The organism is Nocardioides sp. L-11A, assembly GCA_029961745.1.
Classification (GTDB): domain Bacteria; phylum Actinomycetota; class Actinomycetes; order Propionibacteriales; family Nocardioidaceae; genus Nocardioides.
This window is the reverse complement of record CP124680.1, coordinates 190,395-209,673: the sequence shown is the minus strand read 5'-3', so window position 1 is coordinate 209,673 and position 19,279 is coordinate 190,395. Positions and strand designations below refer to the sequence as shown.

Annotated in this window: 18 protein-coding genes; 7 read left to right on the top strand and 11 right to left on the bottom strand. The window is 72.3% G+C overall.

The features are described 5' to 3' along the window. The first annotated feature begins 15 nt into the window (after window positions 1-15). From sigK to QJ852_00955, 7 genes are read left to right on the top strand one after another with little or no spacing between them, the layout of a single operon-like run. Entirely contained in the window at window positions 16-624 is a 609-nt protein-coding gene (gene sigK / locus QJ852_00985) for an ECF RNA polymerase sigma factor SigK (GenBank protein WGX97021.1), read from the top strand. After that, window positions 621-1,355 carry an anti-sigma factor gene (locus QJ852_00980; protein WGX97020.1) on the top strand — a complete coding sequence of 245 codons (735 nt, stop codon included), beginning with the start codon at window positions 621-623 and terminating at the stop codon, window positions 1,353-1,355. Before sigK ends, QJ852_00980 begins: the two co-directional genes overlap by 4 nt. Beyond that, a complete protein-coding gene (locus QJ852_00975; GenBank protein ID WGX97019.1) occupies window positions 1,355-3,370 on the top strand; it encodes a DUF1365 family protein in 2,016 nt (671 codons plus the stop codon). The genes QJ852_00980 and QJ852_00975 overlap by 1 nt, the downstream gene beginning before the upstream one ends. Beyond that, the gene (locus QJ852_00970) at window positions 3,367-4,647 is read left to right on the top strand and encodes a class I SAM-dependent methyltransferase (GenBank protein WGX97018.1); all 1,281 of its coding nucleotides are present in this window, start codon (window positions 3,367-3,369) and stop codon (window positions 4,645-4,647) included. The genes QJ852_00975 and QJ852_00970 overlap by 4 nt, the downstream gene beginning before the upstream one ends. Continuing rightward, window positions 4,644-5,885: a cyclopropane-fatty-acyl-phospholipid synthase family protein gene (locus tag QJ852_00965; GenBank protein WGX97017.1), complete on the top strand. Its 1,242-nt coding sequence runs from the start codon at window positions 4,644-4,646 to the stop codon at window positions 5,883-5,885. The genes QJ852_00970 and QJ852_00965 overlap by 4 nt, the downstream gene beginning before the upstream one ends. Next, entirely contained in the window at window positions 5,882-6,718 is an 837-nt protein-coding gene (locus QJ852_00960) for a DUF1295 domain-containing protein (GenBank protein WGX97016.1), read from the top strand. Before QJ852_00965 ends, QJ852_00960 begins: the two co-directional genes overlap by 4 nt. Window positions 6,719-6,727: 9 nt before the next feature. Continuing rightward, window positions 6,728-7,489: a tyrosine-protein phosphatase gene (locus QJ852_00955; GenBank protein WGX97015.1), complete on the top strand. Its 762-nt coding sequence runs from the start codon at window positions 6,728-6,730 to the stop codon at window positions 7,487-7,489. Window positions 7,490-7,599: 110 nt separating this feature from the next. Here the strand turns inward: QJ852_00955 and QJ852_00950 are convergent, their stop codons facing one another. The 11 genes from QJ852_00950 to QJ852_00900 all read right to left on the bottom strand — a co-directional run bounded on the left by QJ852_00950 (window position 7,600) and on the right by QJ852_00900 (window position 19,202). Next, a complete protein-coding gene (locus QJ852_00950) occupies window positions 7,600-8,223 on the bottom strand; it encodes an MBL fold metallo-hydrolase (protein ID WGX97014.1) in 624 nt (207 codons plus the stop codon). After that, on the bottom strand, window positions 8,220-9,323 hold the full coding sequence (locus QJ852_00945) for an S-(hydroxymethyl)mycothiol dehydrogenase (GenBank protein WGX97013.1): 1,104 nt from the start codon (window positions 9,321-9,323) through the stop codon (window positions 8,220-8,222). Before QJ852_00945 ends, QJ852_00950 begins: the two co-directional genes overlap by 4 nt. After that, window positions 9,320-9,709: a hypothetical protein gene (locus QJ852_00940; GenBank protein WGX97012.1), complete on the bottom strand. Its 390-nt coding sequence runs from the start codon at window positions 9,707-9,709 to the stop codon at window positions 9,320-9,322. Before QJ852_00940 ends, QJ852_00945 begins: the two co-directional genes overlap by 4 nt. Before the next feature lie 238 nt (window positions 9,710-9,947). After that, entirely contained in the window at window positions 9,948-11,075 is a 1,128-nt protein-coding gene (locus QJ852_00935; GenBank protein ID WGX97011.1) for a YihY/virulence factor BrkB family protein, read from the bottom strand. 44 nt (window positions 11,076-11,119) lie between these two features. Beyond that, entirely contained in the window at window positions 11,120-12,040 is a 921-nt protein-coding gene (locus QJ852_00930) for an AEC family transporter (protein ID WGX97010.1), read from the bottom strand. A gap of 163 nt (window positions 12,041-12,203) precedes the next feature. Then, window positions 12,204-12,761 carry a hypothetical protein gene (locus QJ852_00925; protein ID WGX97009.1) on the bottom strand — a complete coding sequence of 186 codons (558 nt, stop codon included), beginning with the start codon at window positions 12,759-12,761 and terminating at the stop codon, window positions 12,204-12,206. Between the two features lie 70 nt (window positions 12,762-12,831). After that, on the bottom strand, window positions 12,832-14,001 hold the full coding sequence (locus QJ852_00920) for an acyl-CoA dehydrogenase family protein (GenBank protein ID WGX97008.1): 1,170 nt from the start codon (window positions 13,999-14,001) through the stop codon (window positions 12,832-12,834). After that, the gene (locus QJ852_00915) at window positions 13,998-15,974 is read right to left on the bottom strand and encodes a biotin carboxylase N-terminal domain-containing protein (protein WGX97007.1); all 1,977 of its coding nucleotides are present in this window, start codon (window positions 15,972-15,974) and stop codon (window positions 13,998-14,000) included. The genes QJ852_00920 and QJ852_00915 overlap by 4 nt, the downstream gene beginning before the upstream one ends. An 11-nt stretch (window positions 15,975-15,985) precedes the next feature. Continuing rightward, entirely contained in the window at window positions 15,986-17,584 is a 1,599-nt protein-coding gene (locus QJ852_00910; protein WGX97006.1) for an acyl-CoA carboxylase subunit beta, read from the bottom strand. Further along, window positions 17,581-18,051, bottom strand: coding sequence for an SRPBCC family protein (locus QJ852_00905; protein WGX97005.1), 471 nt, complete (start codon window positions 18,049-18,051; stop codon window positions 17,581-17,583). The genes QJ852_00910 and QJ852_00905 overlap by 4 nt, the downstream gene beginning before the upstream one ends. Next, window positions 18,051-19,202 (bottom strand): acyl-CoA dehydrogenase family protein, encoded by a 1,152-nt coding sequence (locus tag QJ852_00900; GenBank protein WGX97004.1) that lies wholly within the window; start codon window positions 19,200-19,202, stop codon window positions 18,051-18,053. The genes QJ852_00905 and QJ852_00900 overlap by 1 nt, the downstream gene beginning before the upstream one ends. Window positions 19,203-19,279: the final 77 nt, after the last annotated feature.

Below are 19,279 nucleotides of genomic sequence, written 5' to 3'. Positions count from 1 at the left end.
GGAAGGATCACGTTCATGGATCCGGTCCCCGGCGACCCGGCCGGCGCTCCCCACGCGGGGGCGCCGGCCGGCGGTCACGGCCCCGACCTCGGCCCGCTGCTCCAGCGCGCCGCGCGCGGCGACAGCGCCGCCTTCGCCACCCTGTACGACGCCACGGCGGCCCGCGTCCACGGCCTCGTCCTGCGGGTGGTCCGTGACCCGGCCCAGGCCGAGGAGGTCACCCAGGAGGTGTTCCTCGAGGTCTGGCGCCAGGCGAGCAGGTACGACGCCGCGCGGGGCAGTGCACTGGCCTGGCTGATGACGATCACCCACCGCAAGGCGGTGGACCGGGTCCGCAGCGCCGAGGCGGCGACCCGCCGCGACGTCACCTACGAGCAGAGCAACCGGGCGGTGGAGCACGACACCACCGTCGAGGCGGCGCATGCGTCCCTCGAGGCCCACCGGGTCCGGGCGGCGCTGACTCAGCTCACCGAGGTGCAGCGCGAGGCGATCGAGCTCGCGTACTTCGGCGGCTACACCCACACCGAGGTGGCCGCCCTCCTCGACCTGCCGGTCGGGACCGCGAAGACCAGGATCCGCGACGGCCTCATCCGGCTGCGCGACACGATCGGAGTAGAGCGATGACCGGTCACGACCAGACCCCGGGATGGGACGTGCACGCGCTCTCGGGCGCGTACGCCGTCGATGCGCTCGACGACCTCGAGCGGGCCCGGTTCGAGGCCCATCTCGCCCAGTGCGCCGACTGCCGCGCGGAGGTCGACGGCCTCCGCGAGACCGCCGCCCTGCTCGGCACCGCCGACCTCGTCGAGCCGCCGGACGCCGTCCGCGCCCAGGTGCTCGCCGGCATCGAGCGGATCCGCCCGCTGCCCCCGCAGCCGCGCCGGGCGACGGTCACCGCCCTGCGCCGTCGTACCTCGCTGCTGATCACGGTCGCCGCCGCGGTCGTGCTGCTGCTCGGCGTCGGCGTGGCCTGGCTGCGGCCCTGGCAGAGCGAGACGCCCGGCGAGCTGACCGCCGCCGAGCGGATCCTGGCCGCGCCCGACGCCAGCACCGTCGAGAAGTCGTTCCCGGACGGGTCGACCGCCACCATCGTCATCTCGCGCAGCGAGGGCAGGGCGCTGATCCGGACGACCGACATGGCGAGCGCGCCCAAGGGCAAGGCCTACGAGCTGTGGCTGCAGTCGCCGGCCGGCGAGATGGTGCCGGCCGGGCTGATGCCCGACGAGCCGGATACGACCTACGTCCTCGACGGCGATGCGTCCGAGGCCACCGGCGTCGGCATCACCGTCGAGCCCGACGGCGGATCGCCGCAGCCGACCAGCGACCCGATCGCGCTCTTCGCCCTGGACTCGTGATGACCACCTCCACCCCGCGGCGGATCGCCGTGGTGGGCTCCGGCGTCGCCGGACTCACCGCGGCGTACCTCGCCGCGCGCGCCGACGGCACCCAGATCACGCTGTTCGAGGCCGACGACCGGCTCGGCGGCCATGCCGACACCCATGTCGTCACCGACCCGACCGGGCGGGAGCTGAGCATCGACAGCGGGTTCATCGTCCACAACCGCCGGACCTACCCGGTGCTCGTCCGGATCCTCGACGAGCTCGGCGTGCCGACCCAGGAGTCGGAGATGTCGATGTCGACCAGCGACGAGGTGACCGGCCTGGAGTGGGCGGGCGCGCTGGGACCTCGTGGGCTGTTCCCCGCCGGCGCGGGCAACCACCGCAACCCGGCCTACCTGCGGATGCTGGCCGAGATCCCCCGCTTCCACCGGGCCGCGCGCCGGCTGCTGGAGACCTCCGCCGACGGCGACCTGACCACGCTGGCCGCCTTCCTCGACCAGCACGGCTTCTCGCCGTACTTCCGCCGGCACTTCCTGGAGCCGCTCGTGGCGGCGGTGTGGTCGTGCGACCCGGAGGCGGCGCTGGACTACCCGGCGGCGTACCTCTTCGCGTTCCTGCGGCACCACGGCATGCTCGCGGTCTTCGGCTCCCCGGCATGGCGCACGGTGACCGGCGGCTCGGCGACCTATGTCTCCGCGATCGCCGCGGCGGTCGAGGCCGCGGGCGGGCGGATCCGTACCGCCAGCCCGGTGCTGGCCGTCGAGGAGACCGACGACGGGGTGGAGGTCGCGACGCCCGCCGGCCGGGAGACGTACGACGCCGTGGTGATCGCGACGCATCCCGACCAGGCGCTCGGGATGCTGGCCGCCCCGACCGCCACGCAGAAGGAGGTCCTCGACGCGATCCCCTACGCCACCAACACCGCACTGCTGCACACCGACACCCGGCTGCTGCCGCGGGCCCGCGATGCCTGGGCGTCGTGGAACTTCCGCCGCCCCCGGGTCGCCCAGGAGCAGGTACGGGTCACCTACGACCTCACCCGGCTGCAGCGGCTGCCCACCGCCACCCGCTACCTGGTCACCCTGGGCGGCGACGAGGTCGTGGACCCCGCGACCGTGCTGGTGCGCCGCACCTATGCCCACCCGCTCTACACGCCCGCGTCCGTGGCCGCGCAGGCCCGGCTGTCGGAGATCGACACCGACCGCGTCGTGTTCGCCGGCGCCTACCACGGCTGGGGGTTCCACGAGGACGGCGCACGCTCCGGCCGACGGGCGGTCGAGCGACTCGGCCTCCTCACCGCGGAGCGGCCCGCCGCGACGACCTACGCCACGACCCTGACCCACCGCCGCCGCGCGCCGATCGACCACGTCTTCACCCACCGCTCGCACCTGACCGTGGTCGACCTCGACCGGGTCGCGGCGGACGGCACCGTGGACGGCGCGAGCGGCCGGTTCGAGGGGCGCGACCACTTCGCCGGCGACACCCGCTCCGTGCGCGACGGACTCGACCGGTTCCTGGCGACGCACGCCATCGACCTGCGGGGCGGCCGCGCCCTGATGGCCGCCCAACCACGGGCCTTCGGGCACTGCTTCAACCCGATCTCGGTCCACTGGTGCTGGGCCCCGGGCGAGGAGGACGGCCGCCCCGCAGCCACCGTCGTCGAGGTCCACAACACCTACGGCGACCGGCACGCCTACCTGCTCGACCCCGACCGGACGGCCCCGGCCGGGCGCACGGTCGTCGACAAGGCGATGTACGTCTCGCCCTTCCACGGCACCGACGGGCACTACGAGGTGCTGGCGCCGCCTCCGGACCCGGAGTCGGGCCGGCTCCGGGTCGGCGTCCGTCTCGTCACCGACGACGGCGCGCGCTTCGACGCCAGCCTGAGCGGCCGGCCGACGGCACCGCCCCGGCTGCCGCTGGCGGGCCTGCGCGGGGCCGCGCTCATCCGGGCGCACGGCGTCGCGCTGTGGGCACGCCGCCTCCCCGTCCAGCCCCGCCCCCACGCCCCGGAAGGAACGCAGCGATGACCCTCACCGCCTCACCCGCCTACGCGTGGCCCGACCTGGCACCGATCCCCGAGCGGGGTCTGTCCGCCCGGGTCGCCGAGCGACTGTTCCGGTCGGCGATCGCGCGGCGGCAGGTCACCGTGCGCCTGCACCACCCGGACGGCACGGTCGAGGACCTGGGCCGGGGCGGCCCGGCGATCGTCGTCCACCGTCCGGCGGAGCTCTTCGCCCGCATCGGCAGGGACAAGCTGATCGGCTTCGGCGAGGCGTACCTGACGGGCGCCTGGGCGGAGGACGGCATCCCCGGGGACGGGGTGCTCGGGGACTTCCTGACGGTGCTCGCCGCGGACATGGCCCAGCTCGTCCCGCGCGGTCTGCAGCGCCTGCGCTCGGTCGTCTCCCCGCGGCTCCCCCGCAGCCACCGCGGCACCCGGGAGAACACCCGGGCGAACGTGGCCCACCACTACGACCTGTCCAACGACCTCTTCACCGCCTTCCTCGACCCGACCCTGTCCTACTCCAGCGCGCTGTTCGCCGATCTCGGCACCGCGGCGACCGAGGATCTCGGCACCGCCCAGCACCGCAAGATCGACCGGCTACTGGACCGCGCCGGGGTAGGCCCGGGCTCCCGGCTGCTGGAGATCGGCACCGGTTGGGGCGAGCTGGCGATCCGCGCCGCGGCGCGGGGCGCGAGCGTCCGGTCGATCACGCTGTCGGTCGAGCAGCAGGCCCTGGCCCGCGAGCGGATCGCCGACGCCGGGCACACCGACCGGGTCCGGGTGGACCTGTGCGACTACCGCGCGCTGCTCGACGAACCGCCGGGCGGCTACGACGCGGTGGTGTCGGTGGAGATGATCGAGGCGGTCGGGCAGGACTTCTGGGCGACGTACTTCGAGACCCTCGACCACGTCCTCGCCCCCGGCGGGAAGGTCGCCCTGCAGGCGATCACGATGCCGCACGACCGGATGCTCGCCACGCGCTCGACCCACACCTTCATCACCAAGTACATCTTCCCCGGTGGGGCGCTCCCCTCGATCCGCGCGATCGACCAGGTGACCCGCGAGCACACGGCCCTGCGGATCGTCGACGACCTCGCCCTGGGCCGGCACTACGCGCAGACCCTCCAACGCTGGGACCGGGCCTTCCTCGACTCCCGGCAGCAGGTGGCGGAGCTCGGCTTCGACGCCACCTTCCGGCGGATGTGGCACTTCTACCTGGAGTACTGCCGGGCCGGTTTCGCCGCCGACTACATCGACGTCCACCAGCTGCTGCTGGCCCGTCCGGAGGACGAGCGATGACGACCACGGTGGCGCGCGACCTCGAACAGGCGCTGCGTCCCTTCGTCGGCGGCGACCTGCCCGTGCGCCTGGTCGCCTGGGACGGTACGACGGCCGGCCCGGTCGACGCGCCGGTGGTGGAGCTGCGCTCGCCCGACGCCCTGCGCCGGCTGCTCTGGCATCCCGGCGAGCTGGGCGCCGCGCAGGCCTACGTGACCGGCGAGCTCGACGTACCCGGTGACCTGGACGCGGCGCTGACCCACGCGTTCGCCGTCGCCACCGAGCGCGACCTCGGCGGTCGCCGGCCGTCGCTGCGAGCGCTGGCCGGAGCTCTGCGGTCGGCGGCGGGGCTGGACCTCCTCGGCCGGCCACCCGCCCCACCGGCGACCCAGGCCCGGGTCCGCGGCCGGCTGCACAGCAAGGACCGTGACCGGCGTTCGATCAGCCACCACTACGACACCACCGCCGACTTCTACGCGCTGATCCTCGACGAACGGACCATGGCGTACTCCTGCGGCTACCACTCCTCGCCCGAGCAGTCGCTGGCCGATGCCCAGGAGGCCAAGCTCGACCTGGTCTGCCGCAAGCTCGGCCTGGGGGGTGGGATGCGGCTGCTCGACGTCGGCTGCGGCTGGGGCTCGCTCTCGCTGCATGCCGCCGAGCACTTCGGCGCACACGTCGTGGGGGTGACCATCTCGGCCGAGCAGCGGCGCTACGCGGAGGCGGCGGCCCGACGGCGCGGGGTGGCCGACCGCGTGGAGTTCCGGCTGTGCGACTACCGCGACGCGGTCCCGCTGCCCGGCGCGGAGTACGACGCCGTGGCCTCGCTGGAGATGGGCGAGCACGTCGGCGAGCGCAACTACCCGGCCTACGCCCGGGTGCTGCGGGACTCCGTCCGGCCGGGCGGCCGGGTGCTGGTCCAGCAGATGTCGCGCGGCGCGAGCCACCCCGGCGGCGGGCCGTTCATCGAGTCCTTCATCGCGCCGGACATGCACATGCGCCCGGTCGGCGCGACGATCGGGCTGCTCGAGGAGGCCGGCCTGGAGCTGCGCGGCGTGGAGGCGCTGCGCGAGCACTACGTGCTGACCGTCGCGGGGTGGCTGCGGCGGTTCGAGGAGAACCTCGACGCGATCACGGCGCTCGTCGGCGAGGAGCTGGTCCGGGTCTGGCGGCTCTACCTCGTCGGTGGGTCGATGGCCTTCCGGGACGGCCGGATGGGCGTCGACCAGCTGCTGCTGCGTCGGAGGGATCAGCGGTGACCGCAGTCGCGGCCAGCATCGGCCTGTCCGTCATCGCCGCCGCCGCGGTGATGACGGTGACCGCGCTGGTGGCGCGGCGGCAGGGCCGCGTGGCCGTCGTCGACGTCGCCTGGGGGGCGGCGTTCGGCGTAGCGGCGCTCGCGTGTGGGGCGGGAGCGGCGGTCGGGGACGCGGGCTCGGGCCCGCGGACCTGGCTGCTGGTCGCTCTCGTCGCGGCCTGGGGAGGCCGGCTCGCGTGGCACATCGGGCGGCGTGCGGCGCAGCACGCCGGGGAGGACCCGCGCTACGAGAAGCTGCTCGGCGGACCGCTGCGCGAGGTCGGGATGGCGCGGGCGGTGCGCAAGGTGTTCGCGCTGCAGGGCGCGCTCGTCCCGGTCATCGCGCTGCCCGTCTCCGTCGGCGTGGTGCTCGAGGTGCGCTCGTGGCCGGTCGTGGTGGTGGGCGTGGCGGTGTGGGCGGTCGGGCTCTTCTTCGAGGCGGTCGGGGACGCCCAGCTGGCGGCGTACCGCTCCCGGCCGCGGGATCACCGCCCGGCGGTGCTGGACACCGGGCTGTGGGCCTGGACGCGGCACCCGAACTACTTCGGCGACGCCTGCGTGTGGTGGGGCCTGTGGCTCGCCGGCGGGCTCGCCTCAGGCTGGGTCGCGGGTCTGGCCACGGTCGTCGCACCGCTCGCGATGACCTGGTTCCTGACCTCGGTCAGTGGGGCGAGGCTGCTGGAGGAGACGATGATGCAGCGGCCGGGGTACGCCGCGTACGCCGCGCGGACGCCGCGGCTGCTCCCCCGGCCGCCGCGCCGCACCGGCGGGCACCGGGCTGGGGGCACCTCCTAGAGTCTCCTCGTGACCACGGACGAGGAGCTCCTGCGCCTGGCGTCGGCCGACAACTTCCGCGACGTCGCGGGCTCGGGCTACGCCACCACGGACGGCGGCCGGGTCCGCACCGGCGTCTTCTACCGCTCCAACGACCTGCGCCTGACCGACGACGACCACGGGCGGTTGGGCGCGATCGGCCTGCGGGCGGTCATCGACCTCCGCTCGCCCACCGAGGTCGCGCTCCATCCCGACCCCGCCGTGCCCGGTGCCGAAGCACTGCACTTCGACGCCATCGGCATCCCGATGGAGCGGATGTCCGGGCTGCGGCGGCGCGAGGACGCCGTCGCCCTGATGGACGACGTCTACCGCACCTTCGTGACCGAGGACCGCTCCCGCACGGCGTTCGGCGGCGTCCTGCGCCAGCTCGCCACCGGCGGGCCCCAGCTCTTCCACTGCTCGGCCGGGAAGGACCGCACCGGGTGGGTCTCCGCGCTCCTGCTGCACATCGCCGGCGTCGACGACCCGACGATCGAGAGCGACTACCTGCTCACCAACGCCCGCAGCGCCTCCAGCCGGGCCAGGGTGGAGGCGGAGATCGCCGACCACCTGGGCCCGGACGCGGTCGCGGCCTACGAGCCGACCCTGGTCGTCGCGACCGAGTACCTCGACGCCGCGTGGACGGCCGTCGACCGGCACTTCGGCGACCGCACGTCGTACCTGCGCGACGGGCTGGGCCTCGACGACGACGTCCTCGGCGAGCTGCGGGCCATGCTGCGGGGCACTCCGTAGGACGCTGTAACACGCCGTCCACCCGACTACCCGGCGATCGTCAGCGCGACTACGGCGTGTCGTACGGCGTGTCGTCACGTGGACGGCGTGTTACAGCATGGCTGCGCTGATCAGGCGCCGAGCAGCTCCCGCTCCGCGGCGATCGTGGTGTCCTCACCGTGGCCGGTGTGGACCACGGTGTCGCCGGGCAGGTCGAACAGCCGGGCCCGGATGGAGGCTTCCAGGGTGGGCCGGTCGCTGTAGGAGCGGCCGGTCGCGCCGGGGCCGCCGTGGAACAGCGTGTCGCCGGTGAACACGCACCCGAGGTCGGGGGCGTAGAGGCACACCGCGCCCGGGGCGTGGCCCGGGGTGTGGAGCACCCGCAGCGTCGTACCCGCGACCTCGATGCTCTGGTCGTCGGTCAGGTCGACGTCCCAGAGGTGGTCGGCATGGGTGAGCTCCCACAGCGGCCTGTCGTCGGGGTGCAGCAGGATCGGCGCCCCTTGCCCATCATTGACCTTCTCCCGCAGCTCCGGCGCCACCCGGACGTGGTCGTCGTGGGCATGGGTGCAGATGATCGCCTTCACCTTCCGCCCGCCGACCACCGCGAGGATGTCCTCGACCGAGTGGGGCGCGTCGATGACCACGCACTCCACGTCGTCGCCGACCACCCACACGTTGTTGTCGACGTCGAACGTCTCCCCGTCCAGGGAGAACGTGCCGCTGGTGACGGCGTGGTCGACGCGAGCGGTCACAGGATCACGACCGAGCGGAGTACGTCGCCGTGGTGCATCTTGGCGAACGCGGCCTCGATGTCGCCGATCCCGATCTCCTCGGTGACGAACGCGTCCAGGTCGAGGCGACCCTGCTGGTAGAGGTCGACCAGCATCGGGAAGTCTCGGCTGGGCAGGCAGTCGCCGTACCAGGACGACTTGAGCGCGCCACCGCGACCGAACACGTCGATCAGCGGCAGCTCGGGGACCTTCATGTCCGGGGTCGGGACGCCGACCAGGACCACGGTGCCGGCCAGGTCGCGGGCGTAGAACGCCTGCTTCCACGTCTCGGGACGACCCACGGCCTCGACGACCACGTCGGCGCCGTCGGCGCCCTCGTAGGTCTCGCCGCAGATCCGCTTGATCTCCTCGACCGGGTCGACCTGGCTCGAGTCGACCGTGTGGGTCGCGCCCATCTCCTTGGCCGTGGCGAGCTTCTTGGCGTCGATGTCGACGGCGATGATCGGGCTGGCGCCGGCCAGCGCGGCACCCGCGATCGCGGCCACGCCGACCCCGCCGCAGCCGATGACCGCGATCGACTTCCCGCGGGTGATCTGCCCGGTGTTGATCGCGGCGCCGATGCCGGCCATCACGCCGCAGCCCAGCAGCCCGACCGCGGCGGGACGGGCCTTCGGGTCGACCTTGGTGCACTGCCCGGCCGCGACCAGGGTCTTCTCGGCGAACGCGCCGATGCCCAGCGCGGGGGACAGCTCGGTCCCGTCCTCCAACGTCATCTTCTGCTTGGCGTTGTGGGTGTTGAAGCAGTACTGCGCCTCACCGCGCTTGCAGGCGCGGCACTCGCCGCACACCGCCCTCCAGTTGAGCACCACGAAGTCACCGGGCACCACGCCCGTGACATCGGGGCCGACGGCCTCGACGATGCCCGAGGCCTCGTGGCCCAGCAGGAACGGGAACTCGTCGTTGATCCCACCCTCGCGGTAGTGCAGATCGGTGTGGCACACCCCGCACGACAGCACCTTCACCACCGCCTCACCCGGTCCCGGGTCCGGCACATTGATCGTCACGACCTCGACCGGCGCACCCTTGACCCGCGCCACCACGGCCTTGACCTGCTGCGTCATCTGCACTGCTCCCTGCTCTCGACTGCCGGGGTCGTGCACCCCGTCGACGACATCATGTCGGTTCCATGGTTGGGTCCCGATTGGTCCCCGGCCCGGTGCTCGGATCGAGAGCGGTCCGGGTCCGAGCAGCCCGGGCACGAGGTCGGCCTTCCTTCCCGACCGCGGAGCTGGAACAGCCGGACCAGCTTGACCGCCGTGGCGCACGGCCGGGCGAGGACCTGCCCGTAGCCGAGGCGCACCGTGTCGGTGCCGCCGAGGGCCGTGTCCAGGTCCCGCTCCAGGTCCCGGTCACGCGCGGCGGACGAGTCGTGGAAGAGCCGCCCGTCGACCTCGACGACCTGACGCCAGCGGGGGCGGCAGCCGCCATGGACCACATCGCGGAACATCCGCCGGCCCTCGCCCACCACCAGCGCGATCGGCGCGTCGTCAGGAGCACCGCTGCCCAGGCCCGCTGCTGCCGGGTCAGCGGTCCCGTGTGGTTCACGTAGCCGCCCGGGTGGACCGGAGTCCGCTCTCGGCGGCGCAGCATCCGAGCGACCTGGGTGCGTGTCCATCCCTCGGCCAGCGCCTGGCGCCGCGCGATGACGCCGTCCTGATCCGCGAGCAACGCGGCGATCCGGGACCTCAGATCGAGGGCGGCAGGGAGTCGTGGAGGTTGACCGGCTGGGTCGGCTCGTCGGCGGCCTCCGGTCGCGGCGGACGACCGGGGATGTGCTGCTTGTGGACCTCTTCGGTGCGCGGATCGAGCACGATCTCGTGGGAGTCGCCGTCGCGGCCGTCGAAGCGGACGGCGACCGTCTCGAAGCCCTTGTGCCGCTGCATCTGGGCGTACATGGCGTACGCGCGCCGATCCGCCTCGGTGAGGTCGACGGAGTCGGTGAACGGCGTCAGCAGGGCACGCGGCCACAGCTTGCGGGCGAGCACGACGTTGACCTCGATGCCGAGGACACCCATGATCGCGCCGATGTAGAGCAGGCCCATCAGGCCGAGGACGACCCCGAAGGTGGCCATGCCGTTGCGGTCGGCGCTGGCGATGACATTGGTGACGTACGCCGTGCCGATGTACTGCAGGAACTGCCACAGCACCGCGACCGTGAACCCGCCCGGCGCGGCCCGGATCCCGCGGTCCCGGATCGCGCGGGCGGCGGCCACCCGCAGCAGCACGGTCATCGCCGAACCGAGGATCGCCACCGTCAGCAGCCGCACCAGCCAGTGGAACCAGCCGTGCCGCGAGAGCGAGCCGACCAGGTCGGTCTCGGTGAGGACCGCCGAGCCGATCGAGATCGTGAAGATGAAGGTACCTGCGACGAAGAGCAAGAAGAGGCTGTTGACCCGGGTCATCACCGGGTGCGGGCGACTGTTGCGCGGCACCGCCCAGGCAGCGGACTGCACGTTCTGCAGCGCCAGACCGAGCCCGAGCGCGCCGTACAGAGCGGTCAGCGAGCCGACGATGATGCCGCCGGTGGATCCCGTGATGCCGTCCGGCCGGCCGAGCTGGTCGCCGATGATGGGGAACTGGCCGAGCGCCGAGTCGAGGACCTGCTCCTGCAGCCGTGGGTTGCCGTCGAGGAAGAAGCCGAGGATCGAGGTGGCCAGCAGCAGGAGCGGGAAGATCGAGAGGAAGGCGTAGAAGGTCAGGATCGCCGCGAGGTAGTTGCCCTGGTCGTCGAAGAACTTGTAGATGACCGCGAGCGGGAAGCCGATGACGGATCTCCGCCTCTGCCCGCGATCGATGTTGCCGACGACACCCACGGCCAGAACCTACGGCATCGACCCGACCACGCTGGGGAGGGTGGTCAGGCGAGGAGCGCCGAGATCAGGATCGCCACCGGCGCGGAAGCCATGGTGGAGACGAAGATGGCGTCGCGGGCGAGCAGCACGCCGCGCTCGTAGCGCATCGCGACCACGAAGACGTTCTGCGCCGTCGGCAGCGCCGAGAGCAGGGTGACCGCGAACAGCTCGGTCCCCTCCAGCCCGACCCCGAACCGCCCGACGACGTACGCCGCCGCCGGCTGCACCACCATCTTCAGCGACGTCACGGTGGCGAGCGCTCGCGGCGTCACCCCGCGCCCGGGCAACGGGCCGAGACGCAGCGCGACGCCGTACGCGATGAGCATCGCGGGCACCGCCATCCCCGCCACCAGCTCCAGCGGGGCGTGCACCGGCTGCGGCAGCGTGGTGTCGGTCGCGGCGAGCAGCAGACCGGCGACGGAGGCGATCGTGAGCGGGTTGGTCACCGGCCGGGACAGGATCCGCAGCACCGACGGCCGCTCCGGGCTGGTCACCACGTCGAGCACGGTCAGCGCCAGCGGCTGGAGCACCAGCAGCTGCATCAGCAGCGCCGGGACGACCAGCGCCGCGTCGCCCAGGGCATAGGCCGCGATCGGGATGCCGAGGTTGCCCGCGTTGACGTACGCCGCGCACAGGGTGGCCACCACCGAGGTCCCGGGATCGAGGCGACGCACCCGAGCGACCGCGAGCATGATGCCCGCGCTGACCACCACCCCGGCCGCGGTCGCGACCAGCGGCCCGGACAGCACCCGCGACGGGTCGGTGTCCTCGAGCACCGTCACCAGCAGCGCCGGGCTGGCGAGGTAGAAGGAGGCCAGCGACAGGCTGCGCTGGCCGTGGGCGTCGACGATCCCCCGGTCGGCCAGCAGGGCGCCGAGGGCGATCACGATCGCGATCGTCGCGAACCCCTCCAGCACCCCGGTCACGGGACGATCCCATCACCCGCCGGCGCGGCGGGCGCGTCAGGGGTGCAGCGGCGGCATCCCGGACCCGGCGGACGCGGTCGTGCGCGGTTCACCTACCAGAATTGTCGTCGCCCGCCCTGCCCGACGACGAATTCGGTAGGTGAACCGCGGGCCCGCGCCGACCTCAGGACACGATCCGACGGCGCGCCGTGGTGAGGTGGAGCCGGCCCAGGGTCTCCAACTGCCGGTCGGAACGACCGACCAGGTCGTCGAGCAGCGCCGCGTCGAGTCGCGGGTCGTCGTCCGCCACCGCGCGCAGGACCTGCCACCCGCTGCGCTTGCCGAACACCGCGATCCGCAGCGCCTCGATCTCGACCAGGTCGGTGAGGGGCGAGCGGGTGAGGATCCGGCCGTTCGGCTTGAGCCGGCCCAGCTCGGCGCCCACCCGGGCCGCGACGGTGCCGAGCGCGCTGGGCCGCGTGCCCACGTCGTGCATGATCCGTCGCTGGGTCTCGCGCTCCTCGGTCACCTCCTCGGCGAGCTCGCCGACCGCGACGGCGACCTCCGCGATGCCGTGGGTCCCGGCGACGCGCCGGAACAGGGCCACCCCCGCCGTCGAACCGGCCCAGTGGTGCTGCAGGTAGCCGTGGAGTACCTCGTCGTCCATCCCTCCGGCGTACCCGTTCCGCTCGGCGGCAGACGCCGGCTCCGGCGACAGGTGGATGCGCGGGGTGCGGTTCAACTACCGGAATTGTCGTCGCCGACGCCGGCGGACAACGAATTCAGTAGTTGAACCGCGCACCCCACCGACCTCAGTACGACTTGGGCAGCCCCAGCGAGTGCATGGCGACGAAGTTGAGGATCATCTCCCGGCTGACCGGGGCGATCCGGCCCAGGCGGGCGGCGACGAGCATGTTGCCGAGGCCGTACTCCTGGGTCAGGCCGTTGCCGCCGTGGGTGTGGACGGCGACGTCGGTGGCGTTGCAGGCGACCTCGCCCCCGGCGTACTTGGCCATGTTGGCGTACTCACCGGCGGTGAAGTCGTCGCCGGCGTCGTAGAGGGCGGCGGCCTTCTGCCAGAGCAGGCGGGCCTGCTCGAGCTCGATCTTCACCTTGGCCAGCGGGTGCGCGATGCCCTGGTGGGCGCCGATGGGCTGGTCCTTCCAGACCGAGCGCTCCTTGGCGTACGTCGTCGCCTTCTCCAGCGCGTAGCGGGCGATACCGCAGGAGAACGCGCCGCCCATGATCCGCTCCGGGTTGAGCCCGGCGAAGAGCTGCCAGAGGCCGCCGTCCTCGTCGCCGACCAGCGCGTCGACGGGGACCCGGACGTCGTCGAGGAAGAGGGTGAACTGCTTCTCCGGCGCCTGCCACGACATCGGGATCGGCTGCTTGGTGAACCCCGGAGCGTCCGTCGGTACGACGAACAGCGCCGGCTTCAGCTTGCCGGTCTTGGCGTCCTCGGTGCGCGAGACGATGAGCACCGACTGGGCCTCGTCGACACCGGAGATGAACGTCTTCTGGCCGGAGATGACCCAGTGGTCGCCGTCGCGGGTGGCGGTCGTGGTGATCTGGTGCGAGTTGGAGCCCGCGTCGGCCTCGGTGATGCCGAAGGCCATCAGGTGGGTGCCGTCGGCGATCTTCGGGAGCCACCGCTCCTTCTGCGCTGGCGTGCCGCAGCGGCTGATGATCGAGCCGCAGATCGCGGGCGACACGACCATCATCAACAGCGGGGCGCCGGCCGCCGCCGACTCCTCCAGGACGGCGGCCAGGTCGGCCATGCCGCCGCCCCCGCCGCCGTACTGCTCGGCGATGTTGACGCCGAGGAAGCCGTTGCGGCCCATCTCGAGCCACATGTCGGTCATCTTGCCGCCCTCGCGGGCCTGCTTCTCGACGTACTCGCGGCCGTACTTGCTGGCGAGCTTCTTGACCGCCTCGCGCAGCGCGACGCGCTCCTCCGGCTCGGTGAACATGGTCTGCGTCATGCGTCCTCTCCTTCGGACTCGGCGGGCTCCACGACGGCGAGCACGGCGCCCGCCTCGACCTGCTGACCGGCGCTCGCCGACAGCTCGGTGACGGTGCCCGCATAGGGCGCCGCGATGGTGTGCTGCATCTTCATGGCCTCCATCACGAGGATGGGCTGACCCTCGGCGACGACGTCACCGACCGCCGCGCGGACCGCGATCACGCTGCCGGGCATCGGCGCGAGCATCGAGCCCGCGGCGACCTGGGTGGACGGGTCGACGAAACGGGGCTTGCGGCGCAGCGCGACGTGGCCGAGCGAGGACTCGACGTCGACCCGGTCGCCGCTGGTGAACACCCGGAACGTGCGGACCACCCCGTCGACCTCGATCTCGACGACATCGGGCCCGACCGCCGTGACCACGACACACTCCAGGTCGGCGGAGCGGAACGAGCGGCCGCCGTACCAGTGCACGGGCAGCTCGTCGTCGCCGTGCAGGAACGTGGTGACCTGCGGACCGGCGACGACATTGCGCCAGCCGGACGGGATCCGGGTCTGCACCGGCCGGGCGAGACGGGCCGCCTCGGCCAGCGCGACGGCGGCCGCGAACGCCGAGAGCTGCGCGGTGCCCGCGCCGCCCGGGGACGTCGCGAGGGCGGCCAGGTCGGCGCTGTCGAGCCAGGTCGTGTGCATCGCGCCGCCGGTGAAGACCGGGTCGCGGAGCAGGTTGACGAGCAGGTCCCGGTTGGTGACCAGGCCGTGCAGCTCGGCCTTGGCCAGGACGCCGGCGAGCTGGCGCAGGGCCTGCTCGCGGGTCGGGGCGTGCACGATCACCTTGGCGATCATCGCGTCGTAGAACGTGCCGATCTCGTCACCCGAGCCGACACCCGAGTCGAGCCGGACGCCGTACGACGAAGGGCCCTCGAACGCGCTGACCACGCCGGGCACCTCGAACCGGGCGATCCGCCCGCTCTGCGGCTGGTAGTCGTGCGCCGGGTCCTCGGCGTAGAGCCGGACCTCGACCGCGTGCCCGTCGGGCTCCCCCACGTCGACGCGAGGCGAGTGCCCCTCGGCGACGGCGATCTGCAACGCGACCAGGTCGACGCCGTAGATCGCCTCGGTGACCGGGTGCTCCACCTGGAGGCGGGTGTTCATCTCCAGGAAGTAGAAGCGGTCCTTGGCCGGGTCGTAGAGGAACTCGACGGTGCCGGCACCGCGGTAGTCGATCGCCTCGGCCGCGGCCCGCGCCGCCGCGTGCAGCGCCTCGCGCGTCGACGAGGGCAGCCCCGGCGCGGGCGCCTCCTCGATCACCTTCTGGTGGCGGCGCTGCACCGAGCAGTCGCGCTCACCGAAGACGAGCGTGCCGTCGGCGGTGCCGAGCACCTGGACCTCGATGTGGCGGCCGTTCTCGACGTACGGCTCGACGAAGACGGTACCGTCGCCGAAGGCCGACTCGGCCTCCGACTGGGCCGTCTCGATCTCGCCGGGCAGGGCGTCGAGGGCGCGGACGATCCGCATGCCGCGGCCACCACCACCGGCGGACGCCTTGACCAGAAGCGGCAGGTCGTCGTCGCTCGCCGCCTCGGCGGTGAAGTTGCCGAGCACCGGGACGCCGGCCGCCTCCATCAGCTTCTTGGACTCGATCTTCGAGCCCATCCGCTCGATGGACGACGGGGCCGGGCCGACCCAGGTCAGCCCGGCCTCGGCGACCTGGCGGGCGAAGGCGGCGTTCTCCGACAGGAAGCCGTAGCCGGGGTGGATCGCGTCCGCACCCGCGCGCCGCGCGGCCTCGATCACGAGGTCGCCGCGCAGGTAGGTCTCGGCCGGCGTGCTCCCCGGCAGCCGTACGGCGGCGTCCGCGTCGCGGACGAACGGCATCCCCGCGTCGGCGTCCGAGTGCACGGCGACGGTCTCGATGCCGAGGTCGCGGCAGGTGCGGAAGACCCGGCGGGCGATCTCGCCGCGGTTGGCGACGAGCAGTCTGGTGATGGTCAAAGGAACGGCCCTCACATGCGGAAGACGCCGAAGTTCATGGCGCCCTCGATCGGCTGGTTGTCGATGACGGACAGGCAGATGCCCAGCACCGTCCGGGTGTCGCGCGGGTCGATGACGCCGTCGTCGTAGACCATCCCCGACAGGACGTAGGGCAGCGACTGCTCCTCGATCTGCTGCTCGACCATCTCCTTGATGGCGACGAATCCCTCGGCGTCGAAGGGCTGGCCCTTCTTCTCCGCCGACTCACGCGCGACGATCTCGAGCACGCCGGCGAGCTGGGCCGGGCCCATCACCGACGACTTGGCCGAGGGCCAGGTGAACAGGAAGCGCGGGTCGTAGGCACGGCCGTTCATGCCGTAGTTGCCGGCACCGTAGGACGCGCCCATGATCACGGTCAGGTGCGGCACCTTCGAGTTGGAGACCGCGTTGATCATCATCGCGCCGTGCTTGATGATGCCGCCCTGCTCGTACTCCGCGCCGACCATGTAGCCGGTGGTGTTGTGCAGGAACAGCAGCGGCGTGTCCTTCTGGTTGGCGAGCTGGATGAACTGCGCGGCCTTCTGGGCCTCCTCGCTCATCAGTACGCCGCGCGCGTTGGCCAAGATGCCGATCGGGTGACCGTGCAGCTGCGCCCAGCCGACGCACAGCGCCGAGCCGTAGAGCGGCTTGAACTCGTCGAAGGCGACCTCGTTGCCGGGGCCGGTGCCGTCGACGATGCGCAGGATCGCCTCGCGCGGGTCGAACGGCTCCTTGAGGTCGGTCGGGATCAGGTCGAGCAGGTCCTCGGGGTCGAGGTCGGGCTCGGCGAACGGCGCGGTCGGGACGTCGCCCTGCTTGCGCCAGTTGAGCCGGGCGACCGTACGGCGGGCGAGCCGGATCGCGTCGTGCTCGTCGACGGCGAGGAAGTCGGAGGAGCCGGAGATCCGCGAGTGCATCTCGGCGCCGCCGAGGGTCTCGTCGTCGGACTCCTCACCGGTCGCCATCTTGACCAGCGGCGGGCCGGCCAGGAACACCTTGGCCTGCTCCTTGACCATGATCACGTAGTCGCTCATGCCGGGGACGTAGGCGCCGCCCGCGGTGGAGTTGCCGAAGACCACCGAGATCGTGGGCTGCTTGCGCGCACTGGACCGCGTGAGGTCGCGGAAGCCGCGGCCGCCCGGGATGAAGATCTCCTTCTGGGTGGGGAGATCCGCGCCGCCGGACTCGGTGAGGTTGATCGTCGGGAGGAAGTTCTTCTCGGCGATCTCGGCCGCCCGGAAGGACTTCTTGAGTGACCACGGGTTGAGCGCGCCACCCTTGACGGTCGGATCGTTGGCGACGATGAGGCACTCGACGCCCTCGACCACGCCGATGCCGGTGACGAGCGAGGCGCCGACCGCGAAGTCGCTGCCCCAACCGGCCAGCGGCATCAGCTCAAGGAAGGCGGAGCCCTCGTCGACGAGCAGGTCGATCCGCTCGCGCGCGGTGAGCTTGCCGCGGTCCTTGTGCCGGGCGATGTACTTGCCGCCGGCTTCGACCGCCTTGGCCTGCTCGGCGTGCAGGTCGGCCAGCTTGGCCTCCATCGCCGTACGACGGGCCTGCTCGGCAGTCTCGGTCTCCGTCGTGGTCATGCCTCCACCACCGCCTTCATCCTCTCCAGGGTCGTGCGCATGCCGCGCTCGTTGGTCTTGCCGCGCAGCCGGCCGAGGACCAGCCAGTAGCCGCGCATGAACCACGCCGGCGTGAGCCGGAAGTACTCCGTGACGCTGGTGCCGCCGCCGTCCGGCCGCATCCGGTAGCCCCACGTGTTGAGGGGGTTCTTGTCCAGGCCGACAGCGAACTCGAACACCTCGTTGGGCTCGGCCTTGGTGACCGTGCACGGCGTCCAGTAGACGGGGCCGACGCCGTTGCGCTTGACGTGGCCGCGGAAGCGGGCGCCGGCGACCGGTCCGGTCGCGCCGTGGGTCCACTCGGCCTCGAAGGTCTCGGGCGAGAACTCACCGATCCGGGTGACATCGCTGACCAGCGCCCAGACGTCCTCGACCGGAGCCTTCATGTGCACCGTGACCTCGCCGCCGAGCGGCTTCAGGAGCCCCATCAGCTGTATCCAAGGAGCTTGGCGGCCAGGTCGGTGAGGACCTCGGTGGCGCCGCCGCCGATCGGCAGCAGCCGGACGTCGCGGTAGTGCCGCTCGACCTCGGACTCGCGCATGTAGCCCATCCCTCCGTGCAATTGGACCGCCTGGTCGGCGACCCACACCGCCGTGTCGACGGCGGTCTGCTTGGCCAGGCAGGCCTCGGCGATGACGTTCTCGCCGGCGACGTAGCGCTGGGCGACCTCGAGCGTGTAGGTGCGGGCGATCGCGACCTGGCGGTGCATCTCGACGAGCTTGGCGCGCACCACCTGGTTCTTGACCAGCGGCTTGCCGAAGGTCTCGCGGTCCTTGCAGTACTGGACGCTGAGGTTGAGGCAGCGGAGCGCGTGGCCGTAGCCCATCAGCGCGAGGAAGATCCGCTCGGTGACGAAGTTCTCGGCGATGTAGTAGAAGCCGTGGTTCTCCTGGCCTACCAGGTTGCCGACCGGCACGCGCACGTCGACGTACGACAGCTCGCCGGTGTCGGAGGCGAGCCAGCCCATCTTGTCGAGCTTGCGCGAGACGGTGAAGCCGGGCGTCCCCTTCGGGACGACGATCATCGAGATGCCGTGTGCGCCGGCCTCACCCGTGCGGACCGCGGTGGTGACGAAGTCGCCGCGGACGCTGGAGGTGATGAACGTCTTGGCGCCGTTGATCACCCAGTGGTCGCCGTCGCGGACGGCGCGGGTGCTGATGCTCGCGACGTCGGAGCCGGTGCCCGGCTCGGTGACCGCCATCGAGCCGATCAGGTCGCCGGACAGCGTCGGGCGGACCCAGGCGTCGATGAGCTCCGGGCTGCCGTTCTGGATGATGTGCGGGATCGCGATGCCGTGCGTGAACGCCGACGCCATCGCGCCGCCGGACCAGCCGGCCTCCATGAAGCCCTCTTGGGCGGCACAGATGTCCATGAGCGTGCCGCCGTCGCCGCCGACCTCCTCGCTGACGCCGACGCCGAGCAGGCCTGCGTGGGCGAGCTTCTTCTGCAGCTCGCGCGGCAGCTCGCCGTCCCTCTCCCACTGGTCGAGGTGGGGCGTCACCTCGCGCTCGGTGAACGCGATGGCGCTCTGCTTGAGCGCGCGCTGCTCGGGAGTCCAGCCGTGGTCGAACGAGGTCATCGGGGTCCCCGCGAACTTGTTCGGAGGATTGATTCCTGCGGTGAGGAGGACGGTCCCACCGTCCGTACGGGAGAGAA